We start from the raw sequence: 20,743 nt of genomic DNA on the forward strand, positions 1-20,743 counted from the left end.
GATACCGACAAGAAATTGAATTTCATACACTTAGGAGGACTTGTCTTATGGAACGTTGTTCACTTTGCGGAACACCTCTAGGCTACGAGGATGACGCGTGCTCCTATTGCCAGCATCCCGTCATCGCACGGAAGCGTCCTGAAACGGAACCGACTTCATCTGCATTTCGTCCTGTTCTACTATGCATAATCATTTTTTTCGTCTTAATGACCTCGAGTTTATTTTGGTATATGACGAAAGATGCCTCTTCTTCAGAGGTCGTACCTTCTCCAGTCCAGACATGGAGTCTCTCGGAATGGTCAGATGAACAGGTTGCCTATAATCAAACCTATTCGAAAAATAAACCGCCTACATCGTATGATGTATTACGTTTCGTCCGTCAGTATACAGGAACCGTCCCTGAACTCATCACCTTTTCAACACGTTATGATTCGATCGAGACATTCTCTTCGATTCAATATATGTCTTCTCGCGCATTCAAATCTGAACTTCAGGCACTGACCGCTCTACGCCAAAAAGCAACTTCTGCTGCACCACCCCGCGTTCACACAGTTGAATTCCAGGATTTTTCATCCGATGGTTCCATCTATGAACTTCGTACGCTAGAAACGTATCAAACGACACAAGGAAACGAGCCTTCATTTGTCACCTATCGCGTGCAGTATCGTATTCAACTGCATACGGATCATCTCCAAATCACGCACACTACACGAACTGAGGTGAAAACATGAGATATACATGGATGCTTCTTTTCTGTTTGATTTTATCAGGTTGTAAAGAGACACCCTCTAACGTTCAAAGGGAAATGGAGAACGATGCCTACACTCAAGTCGTCGAGCGCGCGACAACTGAGCAGGATAGTCAAGCGGCTCAAACGATGGTGAAGTTGGAGCAACAGTTCGCTAGCTATCATTTCAAAGAAGTAATCCGAACTGCCCGTACGATTGAACAGTCTGATTTAGCGCCGGATCACCCGATTCGTGAACGGGCTCAGTTGATTGAACAAACCGCTCAAGAGAAAATCAAGCAAGTCCGGCAGTTTGAAGGAACGTATGAAGTGGAGCGAAGTACTTTCGAAAATGAACCGTTTGAAGGGAGCGGTCGTATCCACGTTTCGTTTGATTCACGAAATACCTTTGTCGCATCCCTTCAATTCGATCACTTCGGAACAGCTGGATCTTTTCGAAACGATACAGAGGTCATTCGATTCGAGCCTGACCTTTCAGCTCGCCTTTTCTTTTCAGAAGGAAGTGTGACCTATCGATTCGTTCGTTCCTCGCTTCGTCTGACCTTCGAAGGACCAGGCGGAAAAAAGACGTATCAGCTTTATGAGGTGACGTGATGGTAGAAGACCCATTCCTCGATTCCATCCATAGAAAAGCCGTACTCTTCTTGATTCCAGAGTACGGCTTTCGTTCATCTCATCACATGTTGATAGATGTGATGACAGAGTTCATGAGTTTCTAAACTATCTGAAGCCGTGACGGACGCAGACGGATCACCCGCTATCGTTTTCAAGAATGCATCAATCAAGGCAATGAATCCTCTTCGACTCAATGTCGATTCCCAGTTATCTAGCGGATAGACAAGCGTTCCTTCACTCGTTTGTCGTTCGTGCATCGTCACGTCTGTAGCGATCCGCTTTTCATGCGGTCCCATCACTTCTACCCGCTCTTCCGTGACACCATTGTTCCGGTTCATCACTCCGATGGCAGTAATTCCATTTGATTCGAATTGAATCGTAACGTGATGCAACCCACTCGTATCCTGCTTACTCCGGATATGCAGGTTTTCGATTTTTCCACGTCCCGTCAAATAGCGCAGCGTATCCGCAACATGGATGAAATCATCAAACAAAAAAGGTTGCGCGCCCTCAACAGAAGGCGTTCGATTTTTTTGCATGATGATCATATTCGGGGATTCAACTTCTAACAGGCGACGATGTGCGGACGCGAATCGTCGATTGAATCCTGTAATGAACGGGACCTTCTTTTCCTCTGCCAATTGAACCAGCTCCCGAATTTCCTCGATGTTCATCGAAATCGGCTTATCGACGAATACAGGCACCCCTGCTTCAAGTGCTTGCTTCGCTTGTGTTACATGCGCTTTTGTTGCGGAATGAATCATGACAGCATCCATTCCCTCTGACAACGCCGCTTCTAAAGTCGGAAACGTACCTGAAAAACGATACATCGATTGCCATTTTTTCGCTTTTTCCTCTTCGCGCGAAATCAAATGAATGTCCACGTCTTCTCTTGCGGCATATACAGGTAAGTATGCTTTTTGTGCGATATCTCCGATACCTACTACGGCTAATTTCATCTACTATCTCCTCCATTCATCTGCTCCATTATTCCCTTTTCATCACTATTATATTCGGATGCATCAATTTTTTTGAAAACAAGTGAATTTCCTTTTTTGTTTTATGATGAATCTATATTTTCAAAAAGGAGGGAATGATTTTTTATGAAGCCATTTTTTCGAATGAGTCTGATACTCCTGATCCTGTTTACACTTTTCCTACCAGCTTTACCGGCGCAAGCTGCCAGTTATCAAGTCGTCGTCACATCCAAATCCGGAGGAAATATTCGTTCTAAACCAAGTACGAGTTCCTCTGCAACTATCGTTCGCCTCGCTGCGTATCAATCGAAATTCACAGCAGTATCGTATTCGAACGGTTGGTACAAAATCAAAGATGGCGGCACCTACCGTTATCTGTCCAATCAAGTCGCAAAAAAAGTGACCGGTCCGAGTACATATGCTCTCGTCGTCACCTCTAAGTCTGGCGCGAACATTCGCTCCAAACCAAGCACGTCCTCTAGTAAGACGATCGTTCGGCGTGCTGCTTACAAGAGTGTGCTACAAGCAGTCTCCTATTCCAAAGGATGGTATAAGATTAAAGACGGAGGAAAGACACGCTACGTTTCCAATCAAGTCGTCCGAAAGAAAACAGCAGCTAGTAAATACCCGGTTGCCTCTTTACGCTATTTTCAACTCGGTTCTACTTCCTATATTACGACGAAACAAAGTAATGTCCGACGGTATCCGGCAAGTACGACCAAGTTGTTGACTGCCATCGTCGGATACGAAGTAGCCGCTCGAAACGGTACACTGGATCAACCTTTTACGCTCACGTATTCCATGATTTCAGTACCGTATGGTAGCAGTGTGGCGAGTTTACGCTCGGGAGATCGTGTCACGATGCGCCAACTCTTGAATGGCATGTTGATTCGCTCGGGTAATGATGCCGCTAAAGCGATTGCCGTTCGGACCGCGGGTTCTGAATCAAAGTTCGTTTCGTTAATGAATAGTCGTGCTCAAGCACTCGGCATGACAGCAAGTCATTTTTCTAATCCACATGGTTTTCATGAATGGAATCACTATACGACAGCTGCCGATATGCAAAAACTCGCGAACACATACGCGAATTATAGCTACCTGATTACAGTAAGCGGTCGAAAATCATATAAAGCAAGCATCAAAGGACCTTACGCTCGGACGTTAAAGTGGTATCACACGGATAAAACCTTACCTAAGGAACCTCGTATTTATGCGAGTAAAACGGGATATACTCCTGAAGCGAACAATACGCGCGTCTTTTTCCTTAAAAAGGGGAATGTCCGTTATGGATTGGTCACACTCAAAGGTACTCCCACTCAAACGGAAACGACACTCCGCTCTGTCTTAAAACAATAATTGCTCAATCAACAACCTGATTCCCTTTCCGGGAGTCAGGTTATTTTTCATTTTGTCTCTAAAATTATGCTTGCGCTGAAAACGAATTCATCTTAGAGTTAAGTTTAGAATCAGACGTCTGACGTCTTAATGAAGGAGAGTTTTACGTGGGAAATGTCAGTTTGTTATTTGGGGGCGTCGCGCTCTTTTTAAATAGTTTGACCTTGTTCGAAAAAGTCGATCTCCGTAGCGCGGGTGTCTTCAGTCTCATCACCGGTTTATTGCAGACGTTCATCGCAACCTATCTCGTCATCGGTGCCGCTGGCGATCCAGCGTTGACGTTCGGATACGCGAGCATCTATCTGTTTGCCTTTACGTACGTTTACGTCGGGATCACGTTCTTGTTCAATCTCGACGGGAGCGGGGTCGGTTGGTTTTCCTTGTTCGTTGCGATTGCCGCCTTGTTTTATGCGTTCGTCAGCTTCACGACGAATGACATCATCGGCGGTGTGACCTGGTTGTTCTGGGCATTGCTCTGGAGCCTGTTCTTCCTCGGAATGGGAATGAATCGCCCGATTGATGCAATCACTGCCCGCGTTGCCCTCGTCTTGAGCTGGTTGACATTAATCGTACCGGCACTGATCGGGCTTCGATTCGGCTACTTTAGTTCAGCATACCAGTGGTTATGGAGTGGTGCTGCTGTTCTGACTGCTGCCTATTTCCTCTATACGATGATGAAATTCTCGATGCTTCGGACGATCCGGTCATCGTGATACGCTCATCGATTCATCAAAAAAAGATGTCCATTTTCGGTTATGAATCAAAGGTGGACATCTTTTTTGTTCTATTTGTAGTACACGTCAAACGAAAAGCAAAGTAATTTGTTCGCTCGACATCGCTTCCTAGGGAAAAACAAGCAAGAGTGACCCTGCAGCGAAGCGAAGCGGCACGATGCTTGTCCCAGGAAAACGATGCGAGACGAACAAAGCGTACGCTCGTTCTTCCCTCATGTCATTTCAATGCTTCCTTTAGTTGAGCTTGAACTTCTTTCAACGACTTGTCCGTCGGATGCCAGTAGTAGATTCCGTCCGATTCGATTCCCCCTTTCCCGTCGAGTGATAAGGTCTCGACATTTCGTAAGGCATCCCGGTAATCCGTCGCGACGGTCCGGGCAACGGAAAATGGTACGTTCGTCTTGACGTTTTTCCCGAGTGCGTCGAGGACAGCATTGAAGCGACGAATCGAGAAGTCCTCCGTCATCTTATCGGTGACCGCCTGAACGACTTGCCGTTGACGGATCTGTCGTCCAAAGTCACCGCGTGGATCATCATAGCGCATCCGCGCATAGGCAAGTGCTTCTTTCCCGTTCAGCGACAGTTCCCCTTTTGGAAATTGCATCTCATAATATGAGAAATTGATATCGTTCTCGACGGTGACACCATCGACGGCATTAACGAGATCCGTGAACCCTTCTAAATTGATCTCTGCGAAATAGTCGAGTCGGATATCCAGCAGATGACTAACCGTGTCGAGTGCCATCTGTGGACCACCGAAGGCATACGCATGATTGATCTTATCGTTCGATCCATTGCCGATGATTTCTGTTTTCAAATCACGCGGGATACTGATCATTTGGCTCTTATTCGTCTTCGGATCAATCGTTACGACGATGATCGTATCACTGCGTCCTGTCTCGTTTTTTCGTTGATCGACGCCGAGTAATAAAAAGGAGAGCCCTTTTTTCTGTTCGACGGCTTTCTCTGTCTCGACGCTCGCCTTGACTGGCACTTGGACTTGAACTTCTTTCATCGTCTGGCTCGCTTTATGGTACACATACCCGCCTGAACCGAAGAGAAGGAGCAGGCATATCCCCGTCAGTGTCAACACGATCCATTTCCACTTCTTCATCATCCATTCCCCTTTTCTTCGATCTGAATTCAGGACGGTCTCTGCGCTTCAAGTACGAGCAACGCATTGCGCCAGCTACCGAACAAAGCGGTGATGACGCCGATGCTTGGCGCATCACGTCCGATGCTGAACCGTTGGTAACTTGCGATCGTCAGATGTTCCGTTTCTTTTGCAGCTGCGGCGAGCACGTCGAGTACCTCCTCTTCCCGCCAGCGTTTTCGCGGAAATTCGATGCCGATGATTTCAAGGGCGTTTGACCAAGAGCCGTACCGGCGAGCAATCGTTGCGACGGTCGGACGATTTTGACCAGCCGCCCACTTCGTGTAGGTCTGGCTCGTCAAGACCGGCAAGGCACCTTGCGCTTCAAGTAATGACTCGATGATCCGTTGTTCCATTTCCTGGATGCGTTCCTTTAAGATATCCGCTTCTGACAATGCCTGCTGCCACGAGTTGAATTGATGGACGATATCCGTCAGGCTAGGTGCTTGCTTTTGTTGCGCCCATTCGCGGTACGTCGCGCTCGTGAAAGGATCGAGTTCCTCCCGTGCCTGACGCAAGGCGTCAATGATTTCCGATTTCGTGAACGTCAAGCGGGCTTGTCCGATGCCAGCTCGTTCCAAGGCGATCTGCCACGACCCAAACAGCATCAGGATTTCCGCGACGCTTGGATGAGTGGTGTTCAATTGCCAGCGGAAATAGGTATTGGCCGTCAATTCATTCTTCCCGTTCGCAGCGAGACGGAGTGCGTGGATCGCTTCCTCCATATCGCGCATGACGATGTCCCCTTCCCATATATTCATGACTGGACGTTCCGGCGTACGTTCGTCTGTAAGGTATGACGAACGTTTCGGATGACGACGGCTTGTTCGGTGAACGTCATTTGTGAAGCAGACGGGAGGCAGATTCCGTCTTCAAACAGACGACGGCTGACATCCATCCCTTCTGCTGTGATGAATGGTACGTCGCGATAGACGGGCTGCAAGTGCATCGGTTTCCAGACCGGACGGGACTCGGCATTCACCTGTTGTAGCGTCTGGATCATTTCGTCGCGTTGCACTTGACCACCTGGTAAGAGAAAAGCACTGAGCCAACGGTTGGCGAATGTTCCGGTCTGCTCGACTTGCGACGTAACGCCGCCCGGTGCAAAGGCACGTTCATAACGATCAAAGATCTTCCGCCGCGCATCGACGCGTTGATCGATGACTTCGAGTTGACCGCGTCCGATCCCAGCAGCGACGTTGCTCATCCGGTAGTTGTAGCCGACTTCCGTATGCTCGTAATGGAGGACCGGTTGTCTCGCCTGTGTCCCGAGATAGAAGGCACGTTCGATCAAGACTGGATCATTTGCGACGAGCATTCCACCACCTGACGTCGTGATGATCTTGTTGCCGTTGAAGGAGTAGATCCCGAACGTCCCGAATGTCCCCGTCATCCGCCCGTTGACGCGTGTTCCAAGTGACTCTGCCGCGTCTTCGATCAACGGAACATCGTACTCTTCACAGAGCGCAGCGATCTCCTCGATTTGTGCCGCTACTCCGTATAGATGAACGACGATGACGGCTTTCGGAAGTTTTCCTCGCGTTGCCGCCTGGATCAACGCGCGTCGGAGTGCGACGGGTGACATGTTCCATGTCTCCTCTTCCGAATCGATCAGGACAGGACGAGCACCGACGTAACGAATCGGATTCGTCGAAGCGATGAACGTCAAGGACTGACAGAAGACGTCATCCCCCGTCGTGACACCAAGCGTCGCGAGTGCCAAGTGAATGGCTGCCGTACCACTGCTCGTCGCAAGCATTGCGCGAGCTCCCGTGTAGGCTTGCATCTCTCGTTCGAAGGCGTCGACGTTCGGTCCAAGCGGTGCGACCCAGTTCGTCTCGAGTGCTTCCGTGACGTAACGTGCTTCTTGACCACTTAAGTGCGGGATGGAGAGCGGGATATGTTTCATGATGTTTCCTCCCTTCGAGGTGACAGCTGACGGAGCGGCGTCCGGTAGATCGGGAACCACTGTCCTGTCTCGATTTCCGGATGTTGTTGTTTGATTTGTCGCGCGAGCCGGTCATAAATCGTCGGATCAAGAATCGATGTCCCGAGTCCAAAAAATGTTCGATTCGCTTCACCAAAGGATCGTTTGTAGGTGAGTAAGCTATCTGCATCGGATCGTGTCGTTCCGCCACCGAGATGTAACGCTTGAAGACCAGCTTGTTTTGCCCAGCGAATCATCTCCGCGAATAATAGATGATTCGGGCGAAGCGACAAGTAGGCAGGATCTGAAGCACCGAGATGATAATGTGCGAACTGGCGACCCGTCAGGACGATGCACCCAGCGATGATCCGCCCCGCTTGTTCGGCAAGCAACAGGACATTTTTGATCCGTCCTTCAGCGAAGTGATCGAAGTAGGTCTGATCAAAGTAATACCGCGCATCGGCTTGATGTTTATCCATCGTCATCTGATAGAGACGGGCGAAGTCCGAGTACTCTTCCGGACGTCCGAGGCGAATCGTGACGCCTTCGCGGCGTGCTTTCCGGATGTTACGTCGCGTCATTTGCGAGAATCCGCCTTCGATTGTCTCGAACGGATCCGTCAGCTCAAGTGTCACCGTCGGCTGCAAGATATCCGTTTGATGGCACCAGTGTTGACCGAGTTCCTGATTGTGTAGCAAAGGGTGGAAACGAACCGTCTCGGTGACGATTCCGGTTTCACGACAGTACTGTTCGAATCGCGCGCGGGCTTCGCGAATCTGATCAAGTGACCAGATACCCATGAAATAAGGACCACCATAGCCGTACGGCGTCGTGATGTCCTCAAAGCGTGTGCCTGGAATCGGTCGCCGCAAGTACGGATAGATCAACGTCCCAAACTCCGTCGGATAATAAAATAATTCAGGAATCTCATCGGGCCCCTTCGCAAGTTCGAAGTAAGCATGTTCGTAATAACAATCGAGTTGATAGGTCGCGACGAGTGCGTCCCATTCGCGTGGATCCCGAATCAACCGTTCATCGCTTAGCGACATCATGGGGAACACCTCCGTCGAGACCCTTGAACTCACCCATGCCGGTCTGGTGAGCCGTCGAGTTCCCTTCTGACGAGATGACCATTTTGAACGTCTTGAATAGGATGTAGAGATCCAGTCGGAATGTATGATTGGCTGCATACCATTGATCTTGCTCGAGGCGTTGCTGCCACGTCGTTGCGTTGCGACCGTGAATCTGTGCCCAGCCTGTCAGACCAGGTAAGACATCGTGTCGTGCCATCTGCTCCTTCGTATAATGGTTCAGATAGCTGACGAGTAACGGACGCGGTCCGACGAAACTCATCTGTCCGCGGAGGATGTTTAAGAACTGCGGGATCTCATCAAGGCTCAAGCGACGAATCCACTCGAGCGATGCCGGAATCCGGTCCGCATCCGGAAGGAGTTTCCCTTCGGCATCCGTTTCATTCGTCATTGTGCGGAACTTATAGATCTTGAACAATTCTCCCTTATAACCAGGGCGGACTTGATTGAAGAAGATCGGTCGTCCAAGCTTCGTGTAGATGACTAAGGCGACGACGGCGTAGACAGGAATCAAGATGAGGATGGCGATCAGACTAACCGTGAAGTCGAATGTGCGTTTCATGATGACGTCCTCCTTTTACATAGCTGAAAAGAGATCAAGTTGTCGTTTGATGACGTCGGCTTCGTTGAAATGTTTCATGGCACGGTCAAATCCATTCCGTCCCATCTCGTTGGCACGGTCAGGATGTTCGACGAGTGTATTCATCCGTTTGGCGAGCTTCGCGATGTCGTGGACTTCAACGAGATACCCCGTTTTCCCCTCGACGACCTCTTCGCGGCAGCCGCGGATGTTTGTCGCAATGACGGGCTTTGCGCTCGCCATCGCTTCGATGATCGAACGTGGGACGCCTTCGCGATGCGATGGTAAGACGAAGGCATCGACTTGTTGAAACAAGCTCGGTACGTCTTCGACGAACCCAAGGTAATCGACATTCGGAATCTCGCGAATCCGTCGTAAGAATAAGTGCTTCGTCGTCTGATCCCGCTCGCTTGCCATCATCTCACCAGCGATGACGAGACGGGCTTCCGGGTGGCGATAGACGACGTCCTCGAACGCATCGAGCAGTTCGAGAATCCCCTTTTCTTCGACGATCCGACCGATGAAGAGGAACGTAAACGGCGCTCCGGCTTCACGTGGTCGTGGGTAGAAGCGGGTCAAGTCAATCCCATTTCCAAGGTGCATCAGGCGGGTATTCGCCTTAAAGCGTTTGCGCTGAGCGAGTTGATAATCTTCTTCGCTCTGGAGGAGAAGGTAATCGGTCGCGAAACGAGCTAGCCACTTTTCAACGGAATACGTCAGCTGGTACGTCACCCGCCCCATCTTCTCGTGGAAGTAAAAGCCGTGTGCCGTGTAGACGATATGCTTCGTTCCGGCCCGTTTTGCGGCGACGCGTCCGAGGGCGGCAGCGACTGGTGTGTGGACATGGACGGCGTCGTAGCCGTCCTCCTTCAAGATTCGTGTGATTTCTTGGATCGTCCGCCAGTTACTCGTCCAGTCGATCCGGCGCTCGATCGGGATGTCGTGCATCCGGAATCCCTTTGCAGCCAGTTTCACCGAGGCACCGGTGTCGGCACAAGCAATGCCGACGTCGTGCCCGGCGTTTTGTAAAGCGAGTAAGAGCGGCTGTAACATCGTCTCTGCCGTCGTATCAAGGGCACAGACCTGAAGAATTTTTAAAGGCGCCATACGTGGACCCCCTCTGGCTGTTCTGACCGTGGCAACATGCCTTTGATGTCGACGACGATTCCGCGTCCGACCTTCAGTAAGTGTTGCGCTAGATTCCAACCGCCTTCGACGTATTCTTCGTGTGAGACGGCGAAGATGACGACGTCGGCTGGTTTGAGTTCGCTCATCTCGAGCAAGTCGATGCCGTACTCGCGTTTCGCCTCACTCTTTTCGACGAGTCGATCCGTCACTTGGACGTCAATGCCGAACTCTTCGATTTCGCGGACGAGGTTCGCGACTTTCGAGTTCCGGATATCGCTGACGTTCTCCTTGAATGATAAGCCGAGGATCGTGACACGAGCACCGAGGACCGGCATGTTCTGTTTAATCAGGTTCTTGACGAGCGCTGTTGCGATGAAGCGTCCCATCGTATCGTTGATCCGGCGTCCGGCGAGGATGACTTCCGGGTGATAGCCGAGCGACTCGGCTTTCATCGTTAGATAGAATGGATCGACGCCAATACAGTGACCACCGACGAGACCCGGGCGGAACGGAAGGAAGTTCCATTTCGTACCGGCTGCTTCGAGGACTTCGAGCGTATCAATGTCCATCCGGTCGAAAATGATTGCCAGTTCGTTCATCAAGGCGATGTTGAGGTCGCGCTGTGTGTTTTCGATGATTTTTGCGGCTTCTGCAACCTTGATCGACGAAGCCCGGTGGACACCGGCTTCGACGACCGCTTCGTAAACTTCCGCGACGATATCGAGTGTCTGTTCATCCTGAGCCGAGACGATTTTTTTGATCGTCTTGAACGTGTGCTCGTGGTCACCCGGATTGATCCGCTCCGGTGAGTAGCCGACGAAGAAGTCGACACCAGCGCGTAAGCCGGATGCTTCTTCAAGGACCGGGATACAATCTTCTTCCGTCGCTCCTGGGTAGACCGTCGACTCATAGACAACGATATCGCCTTTATTGAGCTGGCGACCAACGAGGTGTGAGGCCCGTAAGAGTGGCGTTAAATCCGGTTGATTCTGCGCATTGATTGGTGTCGGAACGGCGATGATGATGAAGTCACTCGCTTGCAGTGCTGATGGATCCGAGACGTAGTCGACGGTTGCGTTCTTCAACGTGAACGGACTCAGTTCGAGTGTCGCGTCGATCCCTTCTTGCAGTTCTTGAACGCGTTGTTCCTTGATGTCAAAGCCGACAACGGCTGTTTTTTCGCCGAAGGCGACAGCGACGGGAAGACCGACGTATCCGAGTCCAACGACGGCAATCGAACGGTTGGCAATGGGAAGTGAACCAGTTTGGGCTGCTGTCGTATCTACGATGTGTTTGACTGCCTTGTTCATGGTGGGTTCCTCCTATTTCATCGACTGTTTGACGATCAACGTTTTTCCGTTCGGTTCCTGTTTGACTTGTTCGACAGGCTCAAGGACGATTTTCATCTCGGATCCGAGCAACTTGCGCATCTCGTTCAAGAGGATCTGCTCGTGTTTTGGACGGAAACGCTTCGCATCTGGAATATACCGAAGTGTCACGTGATTGAGCGCGTGCTGCTCGACTTGGAGTCGCAAGACGGAGTTCGGAAGTTCTCGGGCAATCGTCGTGATATCCCCTTCGAACACTTTGCCCCGCTTTTCGCTGACGATATAACTCGTTCCCCGTCCATCGATCGAAGCGATGACTGGTCCGTTTAGTCCACAGCTACAGGTCTCGTCACTGAGTGTCATCCGGTCACCGATCCGGTAACGAATCAGCGGTGTTCCCCGTGTCGTAAAACACGTGACGACGACTTCTCCGTCCTCTCCATATGGTTCAATGATGCCCGTCTCATGATGGAGATGAAGTTTTCGATGACTGCATTCTGAGATGATTGGTGCGCCTTCTGAAGAACCATATTGATCGAAGACCGGTGCGTTGAAGGCTTCCTCGAGAACCGAGCGCATCTCCTCCGTCACCGTTTCCGATGTCGGGAAGATGGCGATCAGCGGGATATCCAGCTTTATATGATGCTTCAGCATATAGCGGGCGATTTCGACCATCGCTGTCGGTGTGCCGTCAAGTGCTTGCGGCTGGAATCGATTCAGCTCCTCGATGTAGGCCGGGAAATTCTCTTCCTTCATGTGAAAGATCGAGACGAGCAACTGATTGAGTGGTCGGTTCATCCGCCAGAAGATTGGTTTCTTTTGATCGACAGCTGTCAGCGTCCGTCCGGTGAAACTCGCTCGGCGCATTCCGGCGTGGAAACCATGACGTTCTTTGAAGTAATCGAGATGTGCCATCCGTTCCTGGACATCCTCGCGCATGAACGCCACTTGAAGTGACTTCCCGCTCGTCCCCCCCGTCCGCCCTCGAACCGGCGCATCGACGCGGGACATGAAGGCGTCATTGTTTTGACGAAGTGTTTCTTTTTCAAGGATTGGAATTGTCTTCAGTTGCTCGAGTGACGTGAACGGTAATTGGATATCATGTTCGTGAAAGAGTTGCGCGTAGTATGGCGTATGCGTTGCAACAAAAATGAGAAAGGCATTCAAGCGATCGAGTTGTTCCGCTTTATAATCTTGCGTCCGATCTTTTTTCCGGAGTTCCTTCATCTTCTGTTCATAGAGGGGACCGTATCGTTCTTGCATTAACTTCCGACCGTATAAGGAGGTCAGCCAATTTTGGATGAAGATTGGGGACCGATAGTAGAATTCCTCTTTAAGCGCCATCTTGAATTTCCTCCTTCAGCAAGTAGTGACTCTCGTACCAGTCGATGAATGCATTGACGCCCGCTTCGACCGTCGTCTGTGGACGGTAGCCGATCGTCTCGAACAGTGATGAGACGTCAGCAAAGCTTTCTGGAACATCGCCTGGTTGAAGCGGCATCCCGTTTTGGATTGCCGTCTTGCCAAGGCGCCGCTCAATCAAAGCAACGAATTCATTGAGACGAATCGGGCTGTGACTGCCGATGTTATAGACACGATACGGAACGTTGCTGCGGTCCGGTAAGGGATTTGAGGCATCGAACGATTCATCGACTTCCGGTTCAGTCTGGAACAGGCGGTAGATGCTTTCGATGATGTCGTCGACGTAAGTGAAGTCCCGCCCCATCTCACCGTAGTTGTAGAGGTCGATTGGTTCGCCTTTCGCGATTGCTTCCGTGAACTTGAACAGTGCCATATCCGGGCGTCCCCAAGGACCGTAGACGCTGAAGAAGCGAAGGCCTGTCGTCTTGATGCCGTAGAGACTGCTGTAGGTGTGTGCCATCAGTTCATTCGCTTTCTTTGAAGCGGCGTAAAGACTTAGCGGATGATCGACGGCATCCGTCGTCGCAAACGGCATCTTCGTATTCGATCCGTAGACGGAACTTGAAGAAGCGTAAATCAGTTGTTCGACTGGGTAATGCCGACACGCCTCAAGAATCGAGAGAAAGCCGACGATGTTTGACGTCATGTAGACGTCCGGTCGATCGATGCTATACCGTACCCCAGCTTGTGCTGCCAGATGGAGAACGAGATCGATCGATTCCTGTTCAAAGATCCGCGCGACGGCTGCTGTCTCTTCGAGTGAGACCCGGTAAAACGTGTAGTCCGTTCCAAGTTCAGTGAGCCGGGCTTCTTTTAACGTTGGGTCGTAATAGTCGTTCACTTCATCGAGTCCGATGACCCGGTAACCCTCCCGGATGAAACGACGTGCGGCGTGAAATCCAATGAAGCCTGCGATACCTGTAATTAAGATCGTTTTATTCGGCACGGTGTTCGACCTCCTCGAAGTAGTGGCGCGCTTGCCAGCGCATGTAGTGAACGGATGTGTAGACGATGAGTAACATCGGGAACAACTTATACCGGTGTCGGATGGCCGTTCCGACATTGCCGGTTCCAAGACCGAAGATGACGGCGTTAAGTGCAAAGAGAAGGAAAAAGAAGAAGAGGACGCTGCCGAACGGATGCTGACGGATCAGTTTAAAGGACCGGACGATCGCAAAACAGGCGATGAAGTAGAAGACGGCGTCAAGGAAGAAAATCAGAATGTTCATGACGCTCGACCATTGCCACGGGAACGGTGAGAACAGGAAGTAAATCGTTCGAATCGGCGAGTAGAGAATCATGTCAACTGGACCTGTCACCGTCAATCCGTTCAGATAAGCGGAGCCGCCACGGTCGTAACTCATCCCGCTGAACAACTGACCGTTTTCTGAGACGTGGGTGAACTTTGCAAACAAGACATCCTGGAAGCTGTAGACGATGAAGCCGACGATCAGTACTTGAAAGATTAGTCGCCGCACCTTCGTCGGTTCAAAATCCATTCGTCGTGTCTCATGGCTATAAAACGAGAAATAGACGAGTAAGACGATGATCCCGACAGCAAGTCCGGAGTGGAACATTGTACTAACGAAGTAGCCGAGATACGCGAGCGTCATATGCCATCCGGACTTCTCTTCCGTCCAGCGCACCATGTAGTAAAGTGTGTAGACGATGCCCAGAGCGACGATCTGGTCACGCAAGAGAATCGGTGAGAGCAACAATCCTTGTGGGAAAAATGCGAAGATTAGTGTAGCTGCGAACACGTATCGTTCCGGTAAGCGTAACCGTTGTAGCGTCTTCGCTAGGATGACGACAGCGACAACACCTAGGATAACGTTCAAGAACTGAGCGAGGATTCGTTCAGGACCGAACATCAGGTAGAAGATTCCGAGAAACTTGGAATAGGTGCCACGAACGACATCATTGAAGGTCGACGGATCGGTGAAGATTTGGACACCTTCGAGATGAAAAGCTTCCGTATCGTCCCCACTGTGTGGCGGTAAACGGAACAGCTCGAGATCGATGAACATCAGGACCAGCCGGACGAAGAAAGCGGTGATGAAGACGAGAAAGAGTGGCGTCGTCTCTGCCTGACGGAGTAGATAATAGAGAAACAACACCGAGTTGATGAGCAGCAAGGCGGTCACGTAGGTGTCCGGGAAGAGCGACCGGGCGAATTGACAAACGAGCGCTTCGATGACGATGAGTAGTAGGATTGGTCGCATCTTCTTCCCTCCTTAGCTGCTTTGTTCGACGACGAGCGTGACGTCCCGTGGATACAAGGATCGATACAGTGCTGGCAACAATAGGACGATCTGAGTAACGGCGCAGAGGGTGTAAGCGATCGTCGCACCGTATAGACCATACAGCGGAATCAACAGGCTGCAGGCGATCAGGTTGACGACGACACTACCGAAGATCGAGATCGTCTGGATCCGAAATTGCTGGAAGCCGGTCAAGAGTGCCTGAATGACGGTCGAGTTGTAGAAAAAGAGTGAGGCGACCATCATCAAGACGAAAATCAGATGGTATTGAACGAACGACGCGTTATAGAAAATCGTCAAGCCCCACTTGCCGAAGAAGATCGCTCCGACAATCAACAGGATGCCGACGACGTTCGTCATCAGTAACATCGAGCGGGTCAGCTTGCGCAGTTCCGGTAAACTTTGACGTTCACCCGTCTCAGACGAGAAGTTCGGTAGTAAGACGGCGATCAAGGAGTGGATGAACAGACTGCCAAGTACGAGTAGATAGGCGATGCTAGCGTAGTAACCGAGCTCTTCCGTTCCGATTGCGTGACCGACGAACAATCGTGGAATGTTTGCGTTCAAGGCGATCAGAAGAGCGACGAAGCCGAGTGGCATCGCTTTAAGGAACAGCTCCTTGCCTGACCGGTACCGTAAGTCAAGCGCTTGATTGTCAAAGCCGCGACCAATGCGGCGAATTGTCGGTAAATCGTATGCGAGTAGCATGATCAAGTTTCCAGCGATCAAGGCGAGTACGAATCCGTGGATTGAATGGGTCGTAAAGAGGACGAGTGCTGCGCCCGAGACGTTCAAGAGACTCCGGAAGATTTTCGAGACGGCGACTTCCTTGAAGGCAGTGTGTCCTTGCAAGAAACCGTAAGCGAGATCAGCGAACGATTCCATGTACTTATTCAGGTAGACAAGCAGTGTCAGGAGTAAAATGTCCGCTTCACCGAAGAAATAATAGACCCCAAGGAGGACGAACACACCTGCCGAGAGGAGTGAAAAACGAGTCTTGATGAAGAGCCAGAAGTTCGTCAATCCAGCCCGTTCTGCCGTCAGGATCGTACTGGCGTTCAGCCAACAGAACATGACGATCGGTGCGGTGATGGCAAGGGCGTAGTTGAAATAACCGATGTTGAGCGGTGTGCTCCATTTGATCAGGAGCGTCAAAATCATCCATTGATGGAGCGAATACGCCGTATCGGCAATGAAGATGAGATTGAAGCGGGACAGCCGGGCCGTTTTCATCGTTTCCCCTCCTCTCTATTTGCGAGCGATCCGCATCGTCGGTGCGACCGGGTCGGCATCGGTTTCGTTCGTGACGTCCAACAAATACTGGCGGAGTACCTCGTCCTGACCGAGCGCTTGGGCGATCTCTCGCAGGTACGGGTCGACGGATCCAAAAGGTCGTGTCTTACCGACAAGGATCTTGTCGAAGACGAGTTCGTCATGCACTTCATCACGAGCGAGCAGTTCCTCGTAGAGTTTCTCGCCTTTTCGAATGCCGCTGTAGACGATCGGGATCTGCTCTTCCGTGAATCCACTCAAGTGAATCAAGTTCTTCGCGAGTGTCGTGATGTGGACCGGTTCACCCATATCGAGGACGAACACTTCGCCACCTTTTGCGAGGACACTCGCTTGGATGACGAGACGACTCGCTTCCGGGATCGTCATGAAGTAGCGCGTCATCCGGGGATCGGTGATCGTGATCGGTCCGCCTTTCGCGATTTGTTCTTTGAAGAGTGGAATAACGGAACCGCGGCTCCCGAGGACGTTGCCGAACCGGACGACGGCGAACGTCGTCTCGCTGTTACGCGCCATCTGCTGGATGACCATCTCGGCGATTCGTTTCGTCGCCCCCATCACACTCGTCGGATTGACGGCCTTATCGGTCGAAATCATGACGAAGCGTTTGACACCAGCCGCTTCCGCCGCTCGAGCAACGTTGCGTGTGCCGTAGATGTTGTTCTTGACGGCTTCGCTCGGATTATCTTCCATCAGTGGCACGTGCTTGTGGGCTGCCGCATGATAGACGAGATCCGGTTCGAACCGTCGCATGACTTCAAGCATCCGATCACTGTCTTGCACATCGGCGATGACAGATTCGAACTGGATGTCCCGGCTGAGACACTCGAGCTCCCGGCGGATCAAGTAGATGCTGTTTTCGCCGTGTCCGAGAAGGATGAGCCGTTCAGGACGGAAGCGAATCAGTTGCCTGCAAATTTCGGAACCGATCGAACCACCAGCACCGGTGACGAGGACGGTCGCGCTATGAACGCTTCGTTCGATTTCCGTAATATCGAGTTCGACCGGTTCGCGACCGAGTAAGTCAGCGATCGAGACTTCACGAATTTGTTTGATCGAGACCTTTCCGGACGCCAGTTCGACGAGCATCGGTAACGTATGCGCTTCGACTTGGGTTTGTTTAATCCGGTTCAGCAATTCAACCCGCTGCGGATACGGTAACGATGGGATCGCGAGAACGACTGCTTCAATCTTTTGTTCCTCGATGATGCATTCAAGTTGGTCGATTGCTCCGATGACGGGAACACCGTGAATCCGCATCCCGCGGAGTTCGAGTGAATCATCCAGTAATCCGACGACGTTTAAGATGTGCGATTTCTTTTGTTTCAGTTCTTTTGTGATCATCTGACCGGAAGCACCGGCACCGATGATCAGCGTTCTTTTACCGAGCGTCTTATTATCAGGGACGAGTCTTAAGCTACGTCCACGAATCAACAGACGGACGAATAAGATACCGTTTAAAACGAGTCCGGTCTGTAAAAAAATCGCTCGTTCGACCGCGAAGTCGAATAACGCGTATTCAAGACCCAGTAAGACGAAGCTGCTGGCGAGGACGACGACTAGGAGAACGGCGAGATCACGAAGACTCGCGTAACGCCAGATGATTTGATAGAAGCGCATCCAGTGTGCGACGAACGTAAGAGCGACCCACTGGATGAGAGCGATTTCGAGTGCGTCCTGCAATTCGAAGTTGACCGTGAGATGGAGCGGATTAAAGAAGTAGAACGTAACGACAGTCGCGAGTGCGATGATTCCGGCGTCGATCAGGCGAAGGAGTCCGATTTTCAACTGCCGACGGTACGGGGTGAGCGGGGAATGCTGCATGACGGTGTCTCCTCTCCTCTCTCATGAATGACTGCGGGGAATCGCTTTCGGATAACTATCAGTGGATTCGCGTGTCGCTTCCTTTTTGCTTAACGAGCGAGAATAGACGATCAAGAGTCCGAGCATCAGACCAAGGACACCACCGATTCCTGTATTCATGAGAATGTTCGGTGATACGGGTTTCGTTGGAATCCGTGCGCTCGAGAACACTTCCGTCTTACTCGTGTTGATCAGTTGTGGAAGATAATCCTGGAAGACTTCCGTCATCGTATTCGCCTGGATGGCTGCCTGCTCCGCCGAACGATCCGTGACGGATAAGGCGATGACTTGCGAATCGAGATTGCTCGAGACCGTCAGGCGATCCGTCAAATCGAATAACCGCTTGTCGGTGACGTTCATCTTTTGGGCGACCTGATCGACGACCTCTGGGCTTCGTAGGATATCTTGATAGGTACTGACGAGTGTCGGCGTCGATGTCGCCTCTGTGTTCGCTTGAGGAACGACGAGGATGTATGCCGTCGCCTCGTATGTCTTTGGGATGACATACGTGCTAAGCGCATATCCGGCTCCCGCAAAGAGAATCATGAAGAGTGCAAGTAGCCACCAGCCGCGTCGGAGTGTCGTCAAATGATCTCCGAAGGTTTTTCTTTGATGCATCGAGCTCACTGTTGTTCACCTCTTTCTGGCTTGACCGAATGGATGGACATTGGTTATGTCTACACCTTATTTCCAATCGACTCCCAAAACAATTAGAGCTTGGTGGAAATGATTATATTTTTTTCGGTAGCTATCTCGCTTGCGTGACACTATTTCACAGCATGAATTCATATCACGAAAAAAACGCGATTCACGAAAAAATGATCACGTTTTCCTTAATATTTTTTCATTTATCTGCATGATGTTTTGAAAGATAAGGGTAAATACCAATTTGATGATTAAAAAGTGCTCAAATCGGTAATAAGTCCTATATGAAGGGTGGATAGTCTTTAGAAATCATGTTAAAATCAGCCAATATACCCACATCGTTTGCCTTATCCATCCTAGTCGTTTGGATCATGCTCGATGCTTGGATTCGTCCCTTATCCTTCACGGACGAAGTGTTGCCGAAACAGTGGTCTCTTTGGTTGCTTCCGGTCTACATCGTTCTGTTCAGTGTCTGTTGGCTCATCTTACGACCGTTCTATCGCGCCAACCGAGCGACTGGACATCAAATTGCACTCATTTTTCTGATTTATCTGACATTTCATATCGTTTTTTTCTTCTTTAACACGAATACGGATCGTATTCTTGCTTCGCTTTACCTCATCTCGACTTGGCTGTTCGTTGGCATCGTCTCTTCGCTCTCGCGTACATCGATCGAACGATGGCAACGACTGTTGTGTCATTTTCTTTATGGACAAGCCGTCTTTCTCGCTTCCTATGCCCTCATCGTCTCCTTTGGTTCAGAGTATGTCCCGGTCGAAAACCTGCAATGGCTTCGAATCGGTCCTTTGTCGTTTCCTCAACTGTACGTCGGGGAACAAGGCTCTTTCCTTCGCCTCGCTGGTCTGATGAACAATCCGAATACGTTTGCAGCGTGGCTTGTTCCAGGCGGACTGTTTGCTTGGTTCTATCTGCTCAGACAGTTCCCGCGTCGGCAAAGCTTTCTGCACGCCGTACTCCTCCTCCTCATCATCATCGCGTTACTCAGAAGCGGTTCGCAGACAGGTATCTATTCTTTTCTCCTCCTTGCTCTGCTGACGAGTATTCGAATGGTTCCGGGAACGAGACAGCGGGTGCAGGTGACAGCGTGTTACGTAACGGGCAGCTTGATCCTCCTAGCCATCTTTACGTTTCAAGGACTGCTTCCCCGTTTGCTCAGTCTCAACGGACGATTGACGCTTTGGCAAGCCGGATGGCGCGCTTCCGCTGATTCGCTTTGGTTCGGGCACGGGATCGGGAGTGCCCCACGCGGACTGGAGGAACAACTGAACGAACAAGTTCTCTATACGTTCCACAGTACACCGATCACTTATCTCTATGAATTTGGACTCATCGGTTGTTTGCTGTACGGCGCAGTCTTTCTGTATCTGTTCTATCGACTGTTTCGGATTCAGACAACGGATCTCGCGTTTCTCCCACTGTTGCTTGCAAGCTGGCTCGGACTACTTCAATTCACGGAAAGCATTCTCGTTAGACCGAGTGGATTTTATTTCATTTGGCTCAGCCTTCTCGCTTATACGTCGCTTCGTCGACTTCCACCTCACGACAGTACCCACACCTAGAGCACC

Annotated in this window: 19 protein-coding genes; 5 read left to right on the plus strand and 14 right to left on the minus strand. The window is 50.8% G+C overall.

The genetic code is table 11. The features are described from left to right. Positions 1 to 47 precede the first annotated feature (47 nt). Together N179_RS10685 and N179_RS10690 are read left to right on the plus strand one after the other, a co-directional pair. Positions 48 to 731, plus strand: coding sequence for a hypothetical protein (locus N179_RS10685; RefSeq protein ID WP_075642849.1), 684 nt, complete (start codon positions 48 to 50; stop codon positions 729 to 731). Next, a complete protein-coding gene (locus tag N179_RS10690; protein WP_152995325.1) occupies positions 728 to 1,342 on the plus strand; it encodes a hypothetical protein in 615 nt (204 codons plus the stop codon). Before N179_RS10685 ends, N179_RS10690 begins: the two co-directional genes overlap by 4 nt. A gap of 74 nt (positions 1,343 to 1,416) precedes the next feature. Here N179_RS10690 and N179_RS10695 read toward each other — a convergent pair whose 3' ends face one another. Further along, on the minus strand, positions 1,417 to 2,322 hold the full coding sequence (locus tag N179_RS10695; protein WP_058264610.1) for a Gfo/Idh/MocA family protein: 906 nt from the start codon (positions 2,320 to 2,322) through the stop codon (positions 1,417 to 1,419). A 144-nt stretch (positions 2,323 to 2,466) separates the two neighbouring features. Here N179_RS10695 and N179_RS10700 point away from each other — a divergent pair, with 144 nt between their 5' ends. Both N179_RS10700 and N179_RS10705 read left to right on the plus strand, forming a co-directional pair. Beyond that, positions 2,467 to 3,696: an SH3 domain-containing protein gene (locus tag N179_RS10700; RefSeq protein WP_023469387.1), complete on the plus strand. Its 1,230-nt coding sequence runs from the start codon at positions 2,467 to 2,469 to the stop codon at positions 3,694 to 3,696. A gap of 146 nt (positions 3,697 to 3,842) precedes the next feature. Then, positions 3,843 to 4,448, plus strand: coding sequence for an AmiS/UreI family transporter (locus N179_RS10705; protein WP_075642850.1), 606 nt, complete (start codon positions 3,843 to 3,845; stop codon positions 4,446 to 4,448). A 238-nt stretch (positions 4,449 to 4,686) separates the two neighbouring features. Here N179_RS10705 and N179_RS10710 read toward each other — a convergent pair whose 3' ends face one another. Genes N179_RS10710 through N179_RS10770 form a run of 13 tightly spaced genes read right to left on the minus strand, consistent with a single transcriptional unit; the run spans position 4,687 to position 19,130 of the window. Continuing rightward, positions 4,687 to 5,583 carry an LCP family glycopolymer transferase gene (locus N179_RS10710; RefSeq protein ID WP_075642851.1) on the minus strand — a complete coding sequence of 299 codons (897 nt, stop codon included), beginning with the start codon at positions 5,581 to 5,583 and terminating at the stop codon, positions 4,687 to 4,689. 29 nt (positions 5,584 to 5,612) lie between these two features. Then, entirely contained in the window at positions 5,613 to 6,356 is a 744-nt protein-coding gene (locus tag N179_RS10715) for a hypothetical protein (RefSeq protein WP_035396081.1), read from the minus strand. A 23-nt stretch (positions 6,357 to 6,379) separates the two neighbouring features. Continuing rightward, positions 6,380 to 7,531 (minus strand): aminotransferase class I/II-fold pyridoxal phosphate-dependent enzyme, encoded by a 1,152-nt coding sequence (locus tag N179_RS10720; RefSeq protein WP_075642852.1) that lies wholly within the window; start codon positions 7,529 to 7,531, stop codon positions 6,380 to 6,382. Beyond that, positions 7,528 to 8,601 carry a lipid II:glycine glycyltransferase FemX gene (locus tag N179_RS10725; protein ID WP_075642853.1) on the minus strand — a complete coding sequence of 358 codons (1,074 nt, stop codon included), beginning with the start codon at positions 8,599 to 8,601 and terminating at the stop codon, positions 7,528 to 7,530. Before N179_RS10725 ends, N179_RS10720 begins: the two co-directional genes overlap by 4 nt. Beyond that, entirely contained in the window at positions 8,582 to 9,202 is a 621-nt protein-coding gene (locus N179_RS10730; RefSeq protein ID WP_035396072.1) for a sugar transferase, read from the minus strand. Before N179_RS10730 ends, N179_RS10725 begins: the two co-directional genes overlap by 20 nt. Positions 9,203 to 9,217: 15 nt before the next feature. Continuing rightward, positions 9,218 to 10,327 (minus strand): glycosyltransferase family 4 protein, encoded by a 1,110-nt coding sequence (locus N179_RS10735; protein ID WP_035396069.1) that lies wholly within the window; start codon positions 10,325 to 10,327, stop codon positions 9,218 to 9,220. Beyond that, the gene (locus N179_RS10740; protein ID WP_023469395.1) at positions 10,315 to 11,658 is read right to left on the minus strand and encodes a nucleotide sugar dehydrogenase; all 1,344 of its coding nucleotides are present in this window, start codon (positions 11,656 to 11,658) and stop codon (positions 10,315 to 10,317) included. The genes N179_RS10735 and N179_RS10740 overlap by 13 nt, the downstream gene beginning before the upstream one ends. A 12-nt stretch (positions 11,659 to 11,670) precedes the next feature. Beyond that, on the minus strand, positions 11,671 to 13,020 hold the full coding sequence (locus N179_RS10745) for a phenylacetate--CoA ligase family protein (protein ID WP_023469396.1): 1,350 nt from the start codon (positions 13,018 to 13,020) through the stop codon (positions 11,671 to 11,673). Beyond that, positions 13,010 to 14,044 (minus strand): NAD-dependent epimerase, encoded by a 1,035-nt coding sequence (locus tag N179_RS10750; protein WP_058264602.1) that lies wholly within the window; start codon positions 14,042 to 14,044, stop codon positions 13,010 to 13,012. Before N179_RS10750 ends, N179_RS10745 begins: the two co-directional genes overlap by 11 nt. After that, a complete protein-coding gene (locus N179_RS10755) occupies positions 14,034 to 15,320 on the minus strand; it encodes a glycosyltransferase family 39 protein (protein ID WP_058264601.1) in 1,287 nt (428 codons plus the stop codon). The genes N179_RS10750 and N179_RS10755 overlap by 11 nt, the downstream gene beginning before the upstream one ends. A gap of 12 nt (positions 15,321 to 15,332) precedes the next feature. Then, positions 15,333 to 16,592: an oligosaccharide flippase family protein gene (locus N179_RS10760; protein ID WP_055969136.1), complete on the minus strand. Its 1,260-nt coding sequence runs from the start codon at positions 16,590 to 16,592 to the stop codon at positions 15,333 to 15,335. A 15-nt stretch (positions 16,593 to 16,607) separates the two neighbouring features. After that, on the minus strand, positions 16,608 to 18,473 hold the full coding sequence (locus tag N179_RS10765) for a polysaccharide biosynthesis protein (protein WP_023469400.1): 1,866 nt from the start codon (positions 18,471 to 18,473) through the stop codon (positions 16,608 to 16,610). 21 nt (positions 18,474 to 18,494) lie between these two features. Then, positions 18,495 to 19,130, minus strand: a complete 636-nt coding sequence (locus N179_RS10770) for a YveK family protein (protein ID WP_244150231.1) — start codon at positions 19,128 to 19,130, stop codon at positions 18,495 to 18,497. Positions 19,131 to 19,468: 338 nt separating this feature from the next. Between N179_RS10770 and N179_RS10775 the strand changes: the two genes are divergently transcribed. Next, positions 19,469 to 20,737, plus strand: coding sequence for an O-antigen ligase family protein (locus N179_RS10775; protein WP_075642855.1), 1,269 nt, complete (start codon positions 19,469 to 19,471; stop codon positions 20,735 to 20,737). Positions 20,738 to 20,743 lie beyond the last annotated feature (6 nt).

The sequence above is a fragment of the Exiguobacterium indicum HHS 31 genome, assembly GCF_001939065.1.
Classification (GTDB): Bacteria; Bacillota; Bacilli; order Exiguobacteriales; family Exiguobacteriaceae; genus Exiguobacterium_A; species Exiguobacterium_A indicum.

What these genes read in the sequence shown, in the direction of transcription:
- N179_RS10770 (WP_244150231.1), bottom strand. Translation starts at nt 19,130, where the DNA reads ATGCATCAAAGAAAAACCTTCGGAGATCATTTGACGACACTCCGACGC.
- N179_RS10775 (WP_075642855.1), top strand. Translation starts at nt 19,469, where the DNA reads ATGTTAAAATCAGCCAATATACCCACATCGTTTGCCTTATCCATCCTA.
- N179_RS10755 (WP_058264601.1), bottom strand. Translation starts at nt 15,320, where the DNA reads ATGCGACCAATCCTACTACTCATCGTCATCGAAGCGCTCGTTTGTCAA.
- N179_RS10695 (WP_058264610.1), bottom strand. Translation starts at nt 2,322, where the DNA reads ATGAAATTAGCCGTAGTAGGTATCGGAGATATCGCACAAAAAGCATAC.
- N179_RS10760 (WP_055969136.1), bottom strand. Translation starts at nt 16,592, where the DNA reads ATGAAAACGGCCCGGCTGTCCCGCTTCAATCTCATCTTCATTGCCGAT.
- N179_RS10765 (WP_023469400.1), bottom strand. Translation starts at nt 18,473, where the DNA reads ATGCAGCATTCCCCGCTCACCCCGTACCGTCGGCAGTTGAAAATCGGA.
- N179_RS10715 (WP_035396081.1), bottom strand. Translation starts at nt 6,356, where the DNA reads ATGCGCGATATGGAGGAAGCGATCCACGCACTCCGTCTCGCTGCGAAC.
- N179_RS10745 (WP_023469396.1), bottom strand. Translation starts at nt 13,020, where the DNA reads ATGGCGCTTAAAGAGGAATTCTACTATCGGTCCCCAATCTTCATCCAA.
- N179_RS10700 (WP_023469387.1), top strand. Translation starts at nt 2,467, where the DNA reads ATGAAGCCATTTTTTCGAATGAGTCTGATACTCCTGATCCTGTTTACA.
- N179_RS10735 (WP_035396069.1), bottom strand. Translation starts at nt 10,327, where the DNA reads ATGGCGCCTTTAAAAATTCTTCAGGTCTGTGCCCTTGATACGACGGCA.
- N179_RS10685 (WP_075642849.1), top strand. Translation starts at nt 48, where the DNA reads ATGGAACGTTGTTCACTTTGCGGAACACCTCTAGGCTACGAGGATGAC.
- N179_RS10710 (WP_075642851.1), bottom strand. Translation starts at nt 5,583, where the DNA reads ATGAAGAAGTGGAAATGGATCGTGTTGACACTGACGGGGATATGCCTG.
- N179_RS10730 (WP_035396072.1), bottom strand. Translation starts at nt 9,202, where the DNA reads ATGAAACGCACATTCGACTTCACGGTTAGTCTGATCGCCATCCTCATC.
- N179_RS10720 (WP_075642852.1), bottom strand. Translation starts at nt 7,531, where the DNA reads ATGAAACATATCCCGCTCTCCATCCCGCACTTAAGTGGTCAAGAAGCA.
- N179_RS10690 (WP_152995325.1), top strand. Translation starts at nt 728, where the DNA reads ATGAGATATACATGGATGCTTCTTTTCTGTTTGATTTTATCAGGTTGT.
- N179_RS10740 (WP_023469395.1), bottom strand. Translation starts at nt 11,658, where the DNA reads ATGAACAAGGCAGTCAAACACATCGTAGATACGACAGCAGCCCAAACT.
- N179_RS10725 (WP_075642853.1), bottom strand. Translation starts at nt 8,601, where the DNA reads ATGATGTCGCTAAGCGATGAACGGTTGATTCGGGATCCACGCGAATGG.